We start from the raw sequence: 15,786 nt of genomic DNA on the forward strand, positions 1-15,786 counted from the left end.
AGACCCGCGATGATGCTGCAACGCCTCGCCCTGATGTTCTGCGCCGCCCTGCTGCCGGGCACCGCGCTGGCCGCCCGCGACTGCGCGGCGCCGGCCGCCGTATGCGAAGCGCGCGGCGACGGCGGCCTTGCGCTGATCGAACGCGGCACGCCGCTGCCGGTGCTGGTCGATGCAGGCGACTTCACCGCGGTGCAACGCGCCGCGGAGGCATTGCGCGGCGACCTGGCCGCGGTCGCCGGCAAACCGGCCGACGACGCCGCGAGCCCGTCCATGGCGATCATCGCCGGCACCCTGGGCCACAGCGCGCGGATCGACCGGATCGTGCGCGACGGCCAGGTCGACACCACGGGCGTCGCCGGCACCTGGGAGTCCTACCTGCTGCAGGTGGTCGAGAATCCGGAACCGGGCATCGACCGCGCCCTGCTGGTGGTCGGTGCCGACCGGCGGGGCACGGCCTTCGGCCTGTACGAACTGTCGCGCCGGATCGGCGTGTCGCCGTGGACCTGGTGGGCCGACGTGCCGCCACCGGTGCGCCCCACCCTGCATGTCGCGCCCGGGCGCTTCGTCGACGCGCCGAAGGTCCGGTACCGCGGCATCTTCATCAACGACGAGGAGCCTGCGCTCGGCGGCTGGATCAGGGCCACCTACGGCGGTCCGAACCACCAGTTCTACGAGCGCGTGTTCCAGCTGCTGCTGCGGCACAAGGCCAACTACCTGTGGCCGGCGATGTGGCAGCCGCGCGCGTTCTACGACGACGATCCGCGCAACGCGGGGATGGCCGACGAGTACGGCGTGGTCATCGGCACCAGCCACCACGAACCGATGATGCGCGCCCACGACGAGTGGAACCGCTACGGCAAGGGTCCGTGGGACTACACGAAGAACGCTGCCACGCTCCAGCGGTTCTGGCGTGGCGGGATCGAGCGTCTGCAGGGCCGCGAGGCGGTGGCCACCCTGGGCATGCGTGGCGACGGCGACGAAGCCATGACCGAAGGCACCGCCACCGCCCTGCTCGAACGCATCGTCGCCGACCAGCGCAGGATCATCGCCGACGCCACCGGCAAGCCGGCCGAGGCGACCCCGCAGGTCTGGGCGCTGTACAAGGAAGTGCAGGACTACCATGACGCCGGGATGAAGGTGCCCGACGACGTCACCCTGCTGTTCGCCGACGACAACTGGGGCAACATCCGCCGCCTGCCCGACCCGGCCAGCCGGCGCGCCGGCGGCTATGGCGTGTACTACCACTTCGATTACGTCGGCGGCCCGCGCAACTACAAGTGGCTCAACACCACCCAGGTCGAGCGCAGCTGGGAACAGATGCGGCTGGCGTGGGCGCACGGCGTGGAGCGGCTGTGGATCGCCAACGTCGGCGACATCAAGCCGATGGAACTGCCGATCAGCGCCTTCCTCGACCAGGCCTGGGACCCGGACGCGGCCGACCTGGCATGGATCGAAGGCTATCCGGCGGCCTGGGCGGCCGAGCAGTTCGGGCCGGAGCACGCGAAGGACATCGGCGAAATACTCACCCGCTACACCCAGTACAACGCGCGCCGCAAACCCGAGCTGATCTCGCCCGACACCTGGAGCCTGGTCCACGAGCGCGAGGCCGAACGCGTGCTCGCCGGCTGGAACGCGCTGGTCGGGCGCACCCTGCTGCTCGGGGCGAAGATCCCCGCCAGCCACCGCGATGCCTGGTACCAGCTGGTCGAGTACCCGGTGCTGGCCAGCGCCAACCTCAACCACCTGCACGTGGCGGTGGGCCGCAACCGCCTCTACGCCGCGCAGGGCCGCGCCTCGGCCAATGCCTGGGCCGACAGGGCGCGCGAGCTGTTCGCGCGCGACGCCGAGCTGCAACGCGTCTACGAACGCGAGATCGCCGGCGGCAAGTGGACGAGCATGATGTCGCAGCCGCGCATCGGCTACACCCACTGGCAATCGCCCGAGCGCAACATCCTGCCGGCGCTGGCCACGGTCGACGTCCCCGAGAAGGGCGTGACCGGCGTGGCCATCGAGGGCGATGCGCGGCGCTGGCCGGTGCCGCTGGCCAGCGCGCGCCTGCCGGTGCTCGACCCGGTCGCCGCGCCGACCCGCGAGGTGGTCGTGTTCAATGGCGGCCGTCAGCCCATCGGCTTCACCGCTTCCAGCCGCACCCCATGGCTGAAGGTGTCGCCCGCCTCCGGCGAGGTCGTCGACACGCAAGCGCTGGATATCCGGGTCGACTGGGCCGCGCTGCCGGAAGGCGAGCACGAGGGCCTGATCCACATCCGCGGCAAGGACTGGACCGAGGTCACCGTCGTCGTGCCGGTGCACAAGCCACCGGCTCACCGCGGCGTGCGCGGCTTCGTCGAGGGCAACGGCCTGGTCGCGATCGAGGCCCAGCACCATGCCCAGGCCGTGGCGCCGGCGGACGGCCAGTGGCAGGTGGTGCCGAACCTCGGCCGCACCCTGTCGGGCGTCACCGCCTGGCCGGCGACCGGCGCCCCGGCCACGCCCGGCGGCGACGGCGCGCGCCTGGAGTATCCGCTGGTGATGGATCACGACGGCGAAGTCGAGGTACGCGTGGTGCTGTCGCCGACCCTGGACATCCGCCACCGTGGCGGCCTGCGCTACGCGCTGTCCATCGACGACGAGACCCCGCAGGTGGTCGGCATGCGCCTGGATCCGACGCCCGGTGATCCCGATTTCCGCGCCTGGGAGGCGGCGGTGATCGACAACGCCCATGCGGCGACCTCGCGCCACCGCGTGCGCGCCGGCGCCAACACGCTCAAGCTGTGGCTGGTGGACCCGGGCCTGGTGTTCCAGCGCATCGAGGTCGTGCGCCGGCCGCTGCCTCCCACCACCCTCGGGCCTCCCGAAAGCACGCGCCGCTGACGCGCACCTCCCGCTCCGCAGGATCCGATCCGCCATGACCTCCGACGCCAAGCCCCTGCACCTGCATCCCGACCGCCTGTTCCCGTCCGACCCGGCGCAGCGCTCGATCGCGCGACGCCTGTACACCCAGGTCGCCGGGCTGCCGATCATCAGCCCGCACGGGCACACCGATCCGGCCTGGTTCGCCGGCGACGAGGCCTTCGCCAACGCCACCGAGCTGCTGCTGGTCCCGGACCACTACGTGTTCCGCATGCTCTACAGCCAGGGCGTTCCGCTGGACGCGCTGGGCATTCCCCGGGCGGATGGATCAAGGGCGGCGGTCGATCCGCGCGCGGCCTGGCGCGTGTTCGCCGAGCGCTTCCACCTGTTCCGCGGCACGCCCTCGTCGATGTGGCTCAACCATGTCTTCCACGACGTGTTCGGGCTGCGCACGCGCCTCGACGCCGGCACCGCCGACGAGTACTACGACACCATCACCGCCGCGCTGCAGACCCCGCAGTTCCGGCCGCGCGCGCTGTTCGAGCGCTTCGGCATCGAGGTGATCGCCACCACCGAGTCGCCGCTCGATCCGCTCGAACACCATGCCGCGATCCGCGCCAGCGGCTGGAAGGGCCGCGTCATCACCGCCTACCGCCCCGATGCGGTGGTCGACCCGGAGCACGAGCAGTTCCCCGAGGCGCTGCGCCGCTTCGGCGAGCTCACCGGCGAGGACGTGCACAGCTGGCAGGGCTACCTGCGCGCGCACCGGCAGCGCCGCGCGTTCTTCGCCTCGATGGGCGCGACCTCCTCCGACCACGGCCACCCCACCTGCGCCACCGCCGACCTGCCGGCCGACGAGGCGCGGCTGCTGTTCGCCAAGGTCGTGTCCGGCCGCTTCACCGCCGCCGAGGCCGAGCTGTTCCGCGCCCAGGTGCTGACCGAGATGGCGGCGATGAGCCTGGACGACGGCCTGGTGATGCAGATCCATCCCGGCTGCTTCCGCAACCACAACCGCGGCCTGTTCGAGCGCTTCGGGCGCGACAAGGGCGCCGACATCCCGTTGCGCACCGAGTACGTGCACGCGCTCAAGCCGCTGCTGGACCGCTTCGGCAACGAGCCCGGCTTCACCCTGATCCTGTTCACGCTGGACGAGAGCACCTACTCGCGCGAGCTCGGCCCGCTGGCCGGCCACTACCCGTGCCTGTTCCTCGGGCCGGCCTGGTGGTTCCACGACGCGCCCGAAGGCATGTGGCGCTTCCGCGAGCAGACGCTGGCCACGGCCGGCTTCTACAACACCATCGGCTTCAACGACGACACCCGTGCGTTCCTGTCGATCCCGGCACGGCACGACGTCGCCCGCCGCATCGACTGCGCGGTGCTGGCCAGGCTGGTGGCCGAGCACCGGATCGACGAGGACGAAGCGATGGACGTGGCGATCGACCTGGCCTACCACCTGCCCAAGCGGGCCTATCGGCTGTGAGCGCGCCAGCGCCTGCGCTGTCTCCGCCGGGGTCACGACACGTAGAGCGGGGCTTGCCCCGCTGCCCTTCGACGACCGTGCCGGGCACAGGCAAGGCACAGCGGGGCAAGCCCCGCTCTACGGTGGCCGCCTGGCTGGGCGTGGTGATGGTCGCGTTCCTGGCCATGCCGGCACCGGCCGCGGCGGCCGGGTCGCTCCCGCGCGAACAGGTCCGCCTCGACGATGGCTGGCGCTTCCACCGTGGCGACCCGCCCGGTGTGGATGGCAGGCTCGACTACGACGTGCGGCCGGAGGTGGTGCAGAGCGCGGACGGCAAGGTCGCCGATGCCCGGCCGGACGCGGCCGTGAAGGTCGCCGCGTCGCGGCCGGTACTCAAGCCCTGGATCCTGCCCACCGCCAACCCCTTCATCGCCGATCCGGCACGACGCCACGCGCGGCCGCTGGCCGAGCCGGCGGTCGGCGACGTGGCCTTCCTGCGGCCGGGCTTCGACGACAGCGGCTGGGAAGAGGTGACCCTGCCGCACGACTGGGCCATCGCCGGTCCGTTCATCGAGGAGGGGCCGTACGGCGGCATGGGCCGGCTGCCGAGCTGGGGCGTGGGCTGGTACCGCCGCGCGCTCGACATTCCCGCCGCCATGGCCGGACGCCGCGTGTTCCTCGACATCGGCGGCGCGATGTCCTACGCGACCGTGTGGCTCAATGGCCGGCTGGTCGGTGGCTGGCCCTACGGCTACAACTCCTGGCGCGTGGACCTGACGCCGTACGTGGAATTCGGCGGCCGCAACCAGCTGGCCATCCGCCTGGACAACCCGCCCGAATCGGCGCGCTGGTACCCCGGTGGCGGCCTCTACCGCGACGTGTGGCTGACCGTGACCGACCCGGTGCATGTCGGCCAGTGGGGCACCTACGTGACCACCAGCGCGGTGTCGGAGGCGTCGGCGACGGTGAGCCTGCGCGTGGACGTGGACAATACCGGCGGCGACGGCGCACGGCTGCAGGTGGCCAGCGAGATCTTCGCGCTCGACGCATCCGGCGCGCAGCAGGGCGAGCCCGTCGCGCGGATCGCGCCGCAATCCCTGGACGTAGCCGCCGGCGCCAGCGCGCGCCTGCAGTCGTCCACGCGCATCGACAACCCGCGCCTGTGGGGCCCGCCACCGACCCAGCAACCGCACCGCTACGCCGCCATCACCACCGTGGCACGGGACGGCCGCATCGTCGACCGCTACGAAACCCGCTTCGGCATCCGCGAGGTGCGCTGGGATCCCGGCCGCGGCGTGGTCGTCAACGGCGAGCACATCCCGTTGCGCGGGGTGAACCAGCACCACGACCTCGGCGCGCTGGGCGCGGCGTTCAACGTGCGCGCCGCCGAGCGCCAGCTGGAGATCCTGCGCGGGATGGGCGTGAACGCCATCCGCATGGCGCACAACCCGCCCGATCCGCAGCTGCTCGAGCTCACCGACCGCATGGGCTTCCTGGTCGTCGACGAGATGTTCGATTCCTGGGAAAAGAAGAAGACCCCGCTGGATTTCCACCTGGTCTTCCCCGAGTGGCACGAGGCCGACCTGCGCGCGATGCTGCGCCGCGATCGCAACCACCCTTCGGTGATCCTGTGGAGCGTCGGCAACGAGGTCGGCGAGCAGTACGACGGCGAGGCCGGCGCGGCGATCGGCCGCGCGCTGGTGCGGATCGTGCGCGAGGAGGATCCGACCCGCCCGGCCACCGCCTCGATGAACTGGGCCAAGGCCGACATGCCCTTCCCCGCGGCCTTCGACGTGGTCAACCTCAACTACCAGGGCGAAGGCATCCGCCAGGACCCGGAGTTCGAGGGCACCGAGCGGATCCGCACGCCACCTTCGTACCCGGCGTTCCGGGAAGCGTTCCCGGGGAAGGTGATCTTCGGCAGCGAGACCGCCTCGGCCTTCAGCAGCCGCGGCGTGTACCTGTTCCCGGTTTCGCAGCAGATGAGCGCACCGGTGCGCGACGGCCGCGGCGGCGATTCGACGATCCGCCAGGTCAGCAGCTACGAGTTGCACGCGGTGGATTTCGGTTCCAGCGCCGACAAGGTCTTCGCCACGCTCGACCGCCATCCCTACGTGGCTGGCGAATTCGTCTGGAACGGCTTCGACTACCTGGGCGAACCCACGCCGTACTACGACTCGCGCAGCTCCTACAGCGGCATCGTCGACCTGGCCGGCTTCCCCAAGGACCGCTACTTCCTCTACCAGTCGCGCTGGCGCCCGGAGCTGCCGATGGCCCACATCCTGCCGCACTGGACCTGGCCGGGACGCGAGGGCGCGGTGACGCCGGTACACGTGTTCACCTCCGGCGACGAGGCCGAGCTGTTCGTCAACGGCGTCTCGCAGGGACGCAGGAAGAAGACCGCAGCGGCGAACCTGGCCGCAGGGCGCGCACCGGGTGTCGAAGACTACCGCCTGCGCTGGGACCAGGTGGTCTACCAGCCCGGCGAAGTGCGCGTCCAGGCGTACCGCGACGGCAAGGCGTGGGCCAGCGAAACCGTGCGTACCGCCGGTGCGCCGGCGAGGCTGGAGCTGTCGCTCGACCGCGGCCACATTGCCGGCGACGGCCGCGACCTGACCTTCGCCACGGTGCGCATCGTCGACGCCGAGGGCAACCCGGTGCCCGACGCCAGCGACCGCATCCGCTTCAGCGTCGACGGCCCGGGCCGGATCGTCGCCACCGACAACGGCGATGCCACCGACATGACTCCGTTTCCCTCGCCCGGGCGCGATGCCTTCGGCGGCCTGGCGCTGGCGATCGTCGCCGGCACGCCCGGTGCCCAGGGCACGCTCACCGTGCGCGCCGAGTCCGGCGGGTTGCGGGGCGCCAGCGCCACGCTGCAGGTCGGTGGCCGGCCTTACGTCAAGGATCCGCGCCACTGGCCGACGCCGGTGATGGACACGCTGCCGCCGGAGCTGCCGGCATTCGGGCGCGAGCATGCGGTGCTGGTGTTCTCCAAGACCAATGGCTTCCGCGACGACGCGCAGATCCAGGCCGCCAATGCCGCGGTGCGCACACTGGCCGAAGCGCGCGGCTGGGACGTGTTCGTCACCGAGAACGCGGCGGTGTTCAATCCCGACGCGCTGGCCCGCTTCGACGTGGTCGTGCTCAACAGCACCAGTGGCGACATCTTCCTGCCCACCCAGCGCGACGCCTTCCGCCACTGGCTGGAGCAGGGCGGCAGCCTGCTCGCCCTGCACGGCGCCGGCGGCGATCCCCGTTACGACTGGCGCTGGTACGTCGATACCGTGCTCGGCGCGCAGTTCATCGGCCACACCTACTCGCCGCAGTTCCAGCAGGGCGTGGTCGAGGTCGCCGAACCGGCGCACCCGGCGATGCGCCCGCTGCCGGCACGCTGGCAGCGCAAGGAGGAGTGGTACGCCTTCGACCGCGTGCCGAGTGGCCATGGCACCCGGATCCTGGCGCGCCTGGACGAACGCAGCTACGCACCCGAACCGGGCCAGCGCATGGGCGACCACCCGGTGGTGTGGACCCGCTGCATCGGCCAGGGCCGCGTGTTCTATTCCGCGCTCGGGCACAAGGCCGAGACCTATTCCGAACCGTTGCACCTGCGGATGATCGATGGCGCGCTCGGCTGGGCCGCCGAGGCCCGCCGCGACGGCTGCGACTGATCCACGACCATGCGCCGACGTCCGCACGGCGCCACCGCAAGGACCACCCGATGAGAAGGCACTACCCCATGACCCTGACCCTGCTGGCGCTGCTGGCCGGCGTCGTTCCCGCCGGCCACGGCGCAACGCCGCAGCGGTCCGCGGCACCGTCGCTGAAGCAGGCCTTCGCCGACGCCTTCCTGCTCGGCACCGCGGTCAACGACGACATCGTCAGCGGCCGCGACGCGCGCGCGCAGGCGCTGGTGCCGCGGCACTTCAACGCGATCACGCTGGAGAACTCGATGAAGGCCGAGGTGGTCAACCCGAGGCCTGGCGAGTACGACTTCGCCGCCGCCGACGCCTTCGTCGCGTTCGGCGAGCAGCACGGCATGTTCATCGTCGGCCACACCCTGGTCTGGCACAACCAGACTCCGGAATGGTTCTTCCAGCAGGCCGATGGCACGCCGGTGGGGCGCGAGGCGCTGGCCGAGCGCATGCGCCAGTACATCGAGGCGGTCGCCGGACGCTATGCCGGGCGCGTCGATGCCTGGGACGTGGTCAACGAGCAGATCGGCGAGAACGGCCAGTACCGCGACACCACCTGGGTCAAGGGCATCGGCGATGGCGACGAACTCATGCGCCTGGCCTTCACCCATGCCGCCCGCTACGCACCGGATGCCGAGCTGTACTACAACGACTTCAACGCCTGGCGACCCGAGAAGCGCGACGGCATCGTGCGCATGGTGAAGATGCTGCAGGCGCATGGCATCCGCATTGACGGCATCGGCATCCAGGGCCACTGGGGCCTGGACTACCCGGCCACGGCCGACATCGAGGCGGCGATCGACGCCTACGCCGCGCTCGGGGTCAAGGTGATGATCACCGAGCTGGACGTGGACGTGCTGCCGCTGACCAAGGAGGGCCAGATCATCGGGCAGGGCATGATGCATCCGCAGTTCCAGCTGCCCGAGTTCAAGCGCTTCCTCGATCCGTACCGGGACGGCCTGCCGGCTGCGGTGCAGGAGCGGCTGGCCGCGCGCTACGCCGAACTGTTCGAACTCTTCCACCGCCGCCGCGACGTGATCGACCGGGTCAGCGTGTGGGGCGTGCACGATGCGATGTCGTGGAAGAACGACTACCCGATCCCGCACCGGACCAATTACCCGCTGCTGTTCGACCGCGACTACCGGCCCAAGCCGGCGCTGGAGGCGGTGCTGGCCGTGCCCGCGCGCGACTGAGCGCGCGCCGCCGGCCTACTGCTCCGGGCCGGCGTTCACCACCGCCCAGAAATAGCCCAGGGTCTTGACCGCGTCGAGGAACTGGCTGTCGTCGACCGGCTTGACCACGTAGGCGTTCACGCCCAGGTTCCAGCTGTCGACCAGGTCGCGGTCTTCGCGCGACGAGGTGAGGATCACCACCGGCATGGTCCGCAGCCGCTCGTCGGCACGGACCTGGCGCAGCAGGTCCAGCCCGTTCACCCGCGGCATGTGGATGTCGAGCAGCACCAGCGCCGGGTTCTCGGGCGAGCGGCCCGCGAACGCGCCCTTGCAGTGCAGGTAGTCCAGCGCCTCGGCGCCGTCCTCGACGTGCACGATCGGGTTGGCCAGCTTGGCCTCGCGCAGCGCGTCGATGGCCATCTCCGCATCGGCGGGGCTGTCTTCGACCAGCAGGATCGTCTTGAACCTGTCCATGGGTGCATCCGTTGTGGCGTTGTGACGTGGCATGAGGGTAGCGCATGGCCGGCCCCGCCTGTTCATCACCACGACCGCGGGCTGAACGGCGCCCGCGATTTGCCTTTCCTGTACCCCGGACTCACCGCCCGATGACGGCGTTCGCGGTGCAATCGGCGCACGCCCACCCGGGAGCACGCGATGACGCGCGACCAAGCCACGACCCCGCCCGCCACCCACCCCAACCGTCGCAGCGACGAGGCGCATGTGCCCGCCGCCGACAAGCTGCGCAATGACAAGGCGCGCTGGAAGGACCACGACCAGCCCGACGATCCGCGCAGCGATCGGCCCGATCCCGAACACGACTACCCCGATGCCGGCACGGCCGTCCCGCGCTGAGTCTGCCGCCGCCATCGGTCCCGACCGAAGCGCCGCCATGCATACGCGTCCCGACATCGATGCCGAACTCGAGCGCCTGCAGCAGCGGCTGCGATGCTGGTGGAGCAGCTGCCCGCCGACCAGGTGCTGGCCGCGTTCGCCCGCGAAGCCGGGCCACTCAACGAGCGCGTTCCGGAAGAGCACCGCGCCTACGTCACCGGCCGCCTGAACTGCATGCTGGCCGCCGCCGGCCTGGTGCCGGGCGAGACCGAGGGCGAGCCCTGCCCGACCGGCGACTGACGGCGGCGGCAACCCTGCACGGCGGGGGCAATCCGCAGGCGGCCGGACGCCGGTCGCCACGCGCGGCCCACGCCGCGTCCGGGCCGGCTCGCTCGTCGGGGACGCCGGATGCCGTTGCGCTCATGCCCCGCGCCCGAAACCGAACAACGCCTGCAGCGGATGCGATCGCCGCTTGACCAGCGCGGCCAGCAGCCCCGCGCCCAGCACGCTGTATGTAATGCCGTTGCCGCCATAGGCCATCGCGAAATGCACCCGCGGCCCCCACTGCCGGTGCGGGCCGAAGAACGGCAGCCCGTCGCCGGTTTCGGCGAAGGTGCCGGCCCAGGAGAACGCCGGGGTCAGCTGCAGCTGCGGGAACAGCGCGCCGAAGCGCTTGATCAGCGTGCGCGCCTTCTTCTCCACCCGTGCGTCGCGTCGTGCGGGCACGTCGACCGCGTCGTCCTCTCCGCCCAGCAACAGGCGGCGGTCGGCGGTCGAGCGTGCGTACAGGTACGGGCGCGCCGTCTCCCACAGCAGCGTGTCCTGCAGGAAACCGAGCTCGCCCTCGCCCAGCGGATCGCTGATCAGCGCGTAGCTGCTGCGGTTGCGCGCCACCGCCTCGGCCAGCCAGTGCTGGCTGGCATAGCCGGCGGCCAGGACCAGGTGGCCGGCGCGGACCACCGGCCCGTGCTCCATCCGCAGCGTCACCGTGCGCGTACCGACCTCGAAATCGAGCATCCGGGTGCGGTCGAACACCGCCACGCCCTCGCCCTGCAGGCGCTGCAGCAGGCGGTGTGCGAGCCGGTACGGGTCCACCCGCGCGCCGTCGGCGCTGAGCAGCGCGGCGGGCGCATCGAGGCCGTATTCGCGGCGCAGCGCCTCGCGCGAGAGGTATTCGACCGCGATCCCGTGGCGGGTGCGCGCGGCATGCTCCTCGCGAAGGGCACGGACGTCGCGCCGCCGGCTGGCGAAGTACAGGCTCCCATTGCGCGCGAACTCCACGTCGCGCCAAGGCGCGGCGATCGCGCGCAGCTGCTCCAGCGCATCGACGCAGGCCCGGTAGGCCAGCGCGGCCTGCGCCTCGCCGTGGCGCCTGGCCAGGTCGACCAGGTGGGTGTCGATCTCGTACTGCAGCAGCGCGGTGCTGGCGGCGGTGCTGCCCCAGCCGATGTCGCGCTGCTCGACCACCGCCACGTCCAGCCCCTCGCCGGCCATCGCCTGCGCGATCAACGCCGCGGTGATGCCGCCGCCGACGATCGCCACGTCGCAGCGGTGGTCGGCCTCCAGCCGCGGGAACGGCTTCATCAAGCCGTTCTTCACCGCCCAGTACGGGTAACCGCTCTTGAGGTCCATGCCTGACTCCGAAGTGGGCACGCATGCTCCCAGCGCGGGCCGGTGCGCCGGGTGAAGGCCGCGGGTCGCACCGGCTCCCGATGGTGTGGGCTTCACGCAGCCGCGACGGCCGGTTCGGCAGTTTCACCAAACTGAACTTCCCACCCCGGAACCGACCATGCGCCAGACCACCGGAATCGTCCTGATCGTCGAGGACAACCGCAGCCTCGCCGAGACGCTCGGCAACTACCTGGAAAGCCAGGGCTTCGATGTCGACTACGCCGCCGACGGCCTGGAGGGCTACCGCCTGGCCGCGGAGAACCACTACGACGCCATCGTCCTGGACGGCAACCTGCCGCGCATGGACGGGCTGGAAGTGTGCCGGCGCCTGCGTGGCGAAGCGCGCAACTCCACCCCGGTGATCATGCTCACCGCGCGCGACACCCTGGACGACAAGCTCGCCGGCCTGGACAACGGCGCCGACGACTACCTGACCAAGCCGTTCGCCGCGCAGGAGCTGGATGCTCGCCTGCGCGCGGTGATGCGCCGCAACCGCAAGGAGCTGGGCCAGCAGGTCCTGACCGTGGGCGACCTGGTGTTCGATCCGGCCAGCCACCGCGTCACTCGCGCCGGCCAGGAACTGATGGTCTCGCCGATCGGCACCAAGCTGCTGCATATCCTGATGCGCGAATCCCCGCGCGTGGTCACCCGGCGCGAGATCGAGGGCGAGATCTGGGGCACCAGCCTGCCTGACTCGGACACCCTGCGCAGCCACCTCTACAACCTGCGCAAGGTCATCGACAAGGGCTTCGACACTCCGCTGCTGCACACCGTGCAGAGCGCCGGCTACCGCATGGCCGACCTCGCCCGCCCCGTGCAGAAGACCGCCGCGGCCCAGCCGGCCGCCAGCGCCGATCCGATCGCCGCCTGAGCCGGAGCCGCCGCCACCCGCCCGACGCCGTACGCGCATGAGCCGACCCGCCATGCGGTTCCCGGTGGACCCCGAGCACCTGCTGCTGTCCGGGGTCACCGACTATGCGATCTACATGCTCGACCCGTCGGGCGTCATCCTCAGCTGGAACACCGGCGGCGAACGGATCAAGGGCTACTCCGATGCCGAGGTGCTCGGGGAGCACTTCTCGAAGTTCTACACCGCCCAGGACCGCGCTGCCGGCGAGCCGGCCAGGGCCCTGGCCACCGCCGCGCGCGAGGGCCGCTACGAGGCCGAAGGCTGGCGCGTGCGCAAGGACGGCTCGCGCTTCCGCGCCAACATCGTGATCGACGCGATCTGGCACGAGGGCCGGCACGTGGGCTTCGCCAAGATCACCCGCGACATCACCGAGCGCTACACCGCCCAGCAGCAGCTGCGTGCGGCGCAGCATTCGCTGGCGCAGGTGCAGCGGATCGACGCGCTGGGCCAGCTCAGCCTCGGCCTGGCGCACGACTTCAACAACCTGCTGGCGGTGGTCACCGCCAGCCTGGACCTGCTGCCCGGGGCCGACGAGGCCCGCCGCCAGCGCCTGGTCGACGTGGCCCGCCAGGCCACCGAGCGCGGCCAGCGCCTGACCGGGCAGATGCTGGCCTTCGCGCGCGGGCAGCGGCTGGCGCCGGCGCTGCATGACATCAACGCGCTGGTGTTCGATGCGGCCGACGTCTACCGCCGCGCCGCCGGCGCCATCACCCAGTGCGAGTTCGCCCTGTCCGAGGTGCCGCCGGTGATGGTCGACGCCGGGCAGCTCGAGGCGGCCCTGCTCAACCTCGTGGGCAACGCGCGCGACGCGCTGCAGTCGCCCGGCACCATCCGCATCTCGACCCGTCGCGCGCGACCGGACCCGCGCGAGCACGTCGAGGCCCGCGAGGGCACCGACTACGTCTACGTCACCGTCGCCGACGACGGCCCCGGCATGGACGAGGAAGTGCGCCTGCGCGCGATGGAACCGTTCTTCACCACCAAGGACGTCGGCCACGGCAGCGGCCTGGGCCTGAGCCAGGTGTTCGGCTTCGCCAGCCAGTCCGGCGGCTTCGCCTTCATCGACAGCCAGCCCGGGCGCGGTACCCGCGTCACCCTCGCCCTCCCGATACCGGTCCCTGCCCCATGACCCGCCTGCTCTACGTCGAAGACGACCCGCTCCTGCGCACCGTCACCACCATGGCCCTGGAAGACGCCGGCTACGAGGTGGTGCTGGCCGAGGACGGCCGCGAGGCCCTGCGCCTGCTCGAAGAGCACGGCGGCTTCGACTTCGTGGTCAGCGACATCAGCATGCCCGGCGGCGTCAGCGGCCTGGACGTGGCCCAGGCCGCGCGGCAATCGCGCCCGGGCTGCCGCATGGTGCTGATGTCCGGCTACGCGACCTCGCAGTTGCCGGCGCTGCCGGACGACGCCCTGTTCATGACCAAGCCGTTCCGCGTGCCCGATCTGCTGGCGATGCTGGCCGACGGTGCGCAGCCCAGCGCGGCGGCCTGATCCGCCCAGGCGACGGCCCTGGCCCGCTCGAAGAACCCGCGTCGGCGGACCCAGCGCCGGTCGGCGCCATGCGCCTAGCCGCCGCGCCCCGCGGCGATATCGCCAGGACGATCGCGACCAGGAGGATCAGCGCCCCGGCGAGCTGGAAGCCGCCGTTGCCCGTGTACAGGCCGACCGCCAGGACCAGCATTGCGGCGACCACCAGTGCAAGCGTTCCGGAAGTGATCCGCTTCGGGTTCACGGGGGCGCTCCGCGTGAGGGACGCCGGGATGGTACCGCCGTGCTGTCGGCGGCGTGGCCCGGCCGACTACCGGAAGTGCTCGGCCGCGGCCGGTGGCACGACCCAGGCATGCATGCGCTCCTCGTACACCGACACGGTCGGCGCCGGGAAACGCGGATCGGCGAACGCACCGACCGGAATGCTGACGTAGTCGGGCAGGCCGAGCGGCTCGTAGTAGACGGTAGCCCCGCAGCGGGGGCAGAAATGGAAGCGCGCGCCCGGGCCTTCGTCGCCCGCCTGCACGTACTGCGACGACTCGCCGGCAGGCGCGACGTCCGCGCGCGGGAACCGCGCCTGCGCGCTGAACGGACCCCCGGTGCGCCGCTGGCACGCCAGGCAGTGGCAGATCGACACCCGCACCGGTCCGCCGACGACGCGGGCGGTGAGCTGGCCACAACTGCAGGAGGCGATCCGTTCCATCATCCGTTTCCGTGGTGAAGCCATCGCGGGAGCCCGGTCGCGTGGCAAGCCACGTTCGCCTGCGACCACGACCTAGGTGCCGAGCCTGAGCGCCAGCACGTGGTCATCGTACGCCTTCCCGCCGACGTGGAACGTCCGCTCGGCGACATGCGAGAAACCCTGCTTGAGGTAGAAGCCAGCGCCGCCTCGTTGCCCGCATACACAACCCGGAGCGACTGGCGCTTCTAAGCCGTGCCTGCCTGGCGCGCCTTGTCGATCCTGTAACGCAGCTCAGCCATACCCTCGTTGACATGCCGCACAGAGACAAGCTGAAGGGCGGGACTGAGGACCCGACGTGGGAAAACGGGCTTGCCGGACCCAAGGGACACCGAGCCGATCTGGACGATGATCTCGTCCAGAAGACCGGCGTCGTAGAACTGCCCCGCCAGATCCCCTCCCCCCATGACCCAGATGTTCCTCGAGCCGGCGACTTCCTGCATCTGGGCATGGACGGGACGAACATCGCCCTGGACGAAGCGGATGTCCGCCCCTGCTGGGGCTTCGAGCTCGCGGCTGGAGAATATCCAGACGGGCTGGGAATAAGGCCAGTCGCCCTCGTCCGCAGCGCCTGGCTTGACCGCGTGCTCGAGCAGCCATTCGTAGGTGGACGAGCCCATTGCGATGGCGCCGACCTCCGCAATGAAGGCGGGGTAGCTCGTTTGCTCCAGCTCTGCCAGCGGGAACAGCCAATCCAGCGAATCGTCTTCAGTGGCAATGAAGCCATCGATGCTCGAGGCGGTGTAGTACTGGGTCGTCATTCTTTCCTTTTCCATTCAAGCGAACGCGGGCGGAGTCGCCCAAGGCTTGAGTCAAGCCGCGCCGCGGAGCGGTGTCGGCTTGAGTGATGGGATGGACTCCTCCCGCGTCACCACACGGCTTCGATGAGCCAGACCGATACTGGATCGGGACACGGGATCACGAGAGGAGTCCACGCCATGCATGCTAGTACCGTTGCCATCGACCTG

13 protein-coding genes and 1 pseudogene are annotated in these 15,786 nt (G+C 71.0%); 10 read left to right on the forward strand and 4 right to left on the reverse strand.

The genetic code is table 11. The features are described 5' to 3' along the window. Window positions 1-9: 9 nt before the first annotated feature. From ABKA19_RS15505 to ABKA19_RS15525, 5 genes and pseudogenes are all read left to right on the forward strand, one after another. On the forward strand, window positions 10-2,871 hold the full coding sequence (locus tag ABKA19_RS15505; protein ID WP_353689661.1) for a glycosyl hydrolase 115 family protein: 2,862 nt from the start codon (window positions 10-12) through the stop codon (window positions 2,869-2,871). Window positions 2,872-2,905: 34 nt separating this feature from the next. Next, the gene (uxaC, locus tag ABKA19_RS15510; protein ID WP_353689662.1) at window positions 2,906-4,330 is read left to right on the forward strand and encodes a glucuronate isomerase; all 1,425 of its coding nucleotides are present in this window, start codon (window positions 2,906-2,908) and stop codon (window positions 4,328-4,330) included. Between the two features lie 122 nt (window positions 4,331-4,452). Beyond that, window positions 4,453-7,194, forward strand: a pseudogene (galB, locus tag ABKA19_RS15515) (beta-galactosidase GalB); the annotation flags it as partial. 48 nt (window positions 7,195-7,242) lie between these two features. After that, window positions 7,243-7,980 carry a ThuA domain-containing protein gene (locus ABKA19_RS15520; RefSeq protein ID WP_353689689.1) on the forward strand — a complete coding sequence of 246 codons (738 nt, stop codon included), beginning with the start codon at window positions 7,243-7,245 and terminating at the stop codon, window positions 7,978-7,980. Window positions 7,981-8,048: 68 nt separating this feature from the next. Beyond that, window positions 8,049-9,197 carry an endo-1,4-beta-xylanase gene (locus ABKA19_RS15525; RefSeq protein ID WP_353689663.1) on the forward strand — a complete coding sequence of 383 codons (1,149 nt, stop codon included), beginning with the start codon at window positions 8,049-8,051 and terminating at the stop codon, window positions 9,195-9,197. 15 nt (window positions 9,198-9,212) lie between these two features. On the opposite strand, the gene ABKA19_RS15530 is transcribed toward ABKA19_RS15525, so the two are convergent. Then, on the reverse strand, window positions 9,213-9,650 hold the full coding sequence (locus ABKA19_RS15530) for a response regulator (RefSeq protein ID WP_162377931.1): 438 nt from the start codon (window positions 9,648-9,650) through the stop codon (window positions 9,213-9,215). A 180-nt stretch (window positions 9,651-9,830) separates the two neighbouring features. Here ABKA19_RS15530 and ABKA19_RS15535 point away from each other — a divergent pair, with 180 nt between their 5' ends. Then, window positions 9,831-10,028 (forward strand): hypothetical protein, encoded by a 198-nt coding sequence (locus ABKA19_RS15535; RefSeq protein WP_353689664.1) that lies wholly within the window; start codon window positions 9,831-9,833, stop codon window positions 10,026-10,028. A gap of 93 nt (window positions 10,029-10,121) precedes the next feature. After that, window positions 10,122-10,307: a hypothetical protein gene (locus ABKA19_RS15540; protein WP_353689665.1), complete on the forward strand. Its 186-nt coding sequence runs from the start codon at window positions 10,122-10,124 to the stop codon at window positions 10,305-10,307. A gap of 120 nt (window positions 10,308-10,427) precedes the next feature. Here the strand turns inward: ABKA19_RS15540 and ABKA19_RS15545 are convergent, their stop codons facing one another. Then, window positions 10,428-11,639 carry an NAD(P)/FAD-dependent oxidoreductase gene (locus ABKA19_RS15545; protein ID WP_353689666.1) on the reverse strand — a complete coding sequence of 404 codons (1,212 nt, stop codon included), beginning with the start codon at window positions 11,637-11,639 and terminating at the stop codon, window positions 10,428-10,430. Between the two features lie 157 nt (window positions 11,640-11,796). On the opposite strand from ABKA19_RS15545, the gene ABKA19_RS15550 reads away from it, so the two are divergent. From ABKA19_RS15550 to ABKA19_RS15560, 3 genes are read left to right on the forward strand one after another with little or no spacing between them, the layout of a single operon-like run. Further along, the gene (locus tag ABKA19_RS15550) at window positions 11,797-12,549 is read left to right on the forward strand and encodes a response regulator transcription factor (protein WP_353689667.1); all 753 of its coding nucleotides are present in this window, start codon (window positions 11,797-11,799) and stop codon (window positions 12,547-12,549) included. Window positions 12,550-12,586: 37 nt separating this feature from the next. Then, window positions 12,587-13,717 (forward strand): two-component system sensor histidine kinase NtrB, encoded by a 1,131-nt coding sequence (locus tag ABKA19_RS15555; protein WP_353689668.1) that lies wholly within the window; start codon window positions 12,587-12,589, stop codon window positions 13,715-13,717. After that, window positions 13,714-14,082, forward strand: coding sequence for a response regulator (locus ABKA19_RS15560; RefSeq protein WP_353689669.1), 369 nt, complete (start codon window positions 13,714-13,716; stop codon window positions 14,080-14,082). Before ABKA19_RS15555 ends, ABKA19_RS15560 begins: the two co-directional genes overlap by 4 nt. A gap of 307 nt (window positions 14,083-14,389) precedes the next feature. On the opposite strand, the gene ABKA19_RS15565 is transcribed toward ABKA19_RS15560, so the two are convergent. After that, window positions 14,390-14,782 carry a GFA family protein gene (locus tag ABKA19_RS15565; protein ID WP_353689670.1) on the reverse strand — a complete coding sequence of 131 codons (393 nt, stop codon included), beginning with the start codon at window positions 14,780-14,782 and terminating at the stop codon, window positions 14,390-14,392. 224 nt (window positions 14,783-15,006) lie between these two features. Then, a complete protein-coding gene (locus ABKA19_RS15570; RefSeq protein ID WP_353689671.1) occupies window positions 15,007-15,579 on the reverse strand; it encodes a dihydrofolate reductase family protein in 573 nt (190 codons plus the stop codon). Window positions 15,580-15,786 lie beyond the last annotated feature (207 nt).

Source organism: Pseudoxanthomonas sp. Soil82 (genome assembly GCF_040446535.1).
Lineage (GTDB): Bacteria > Pseudomonadota > Gammaproteobacteria > Xanthomonadales > Xanthomonadaceae > Pseudoxanthomonas > Pseudoxanthomonas kaohsiungensis.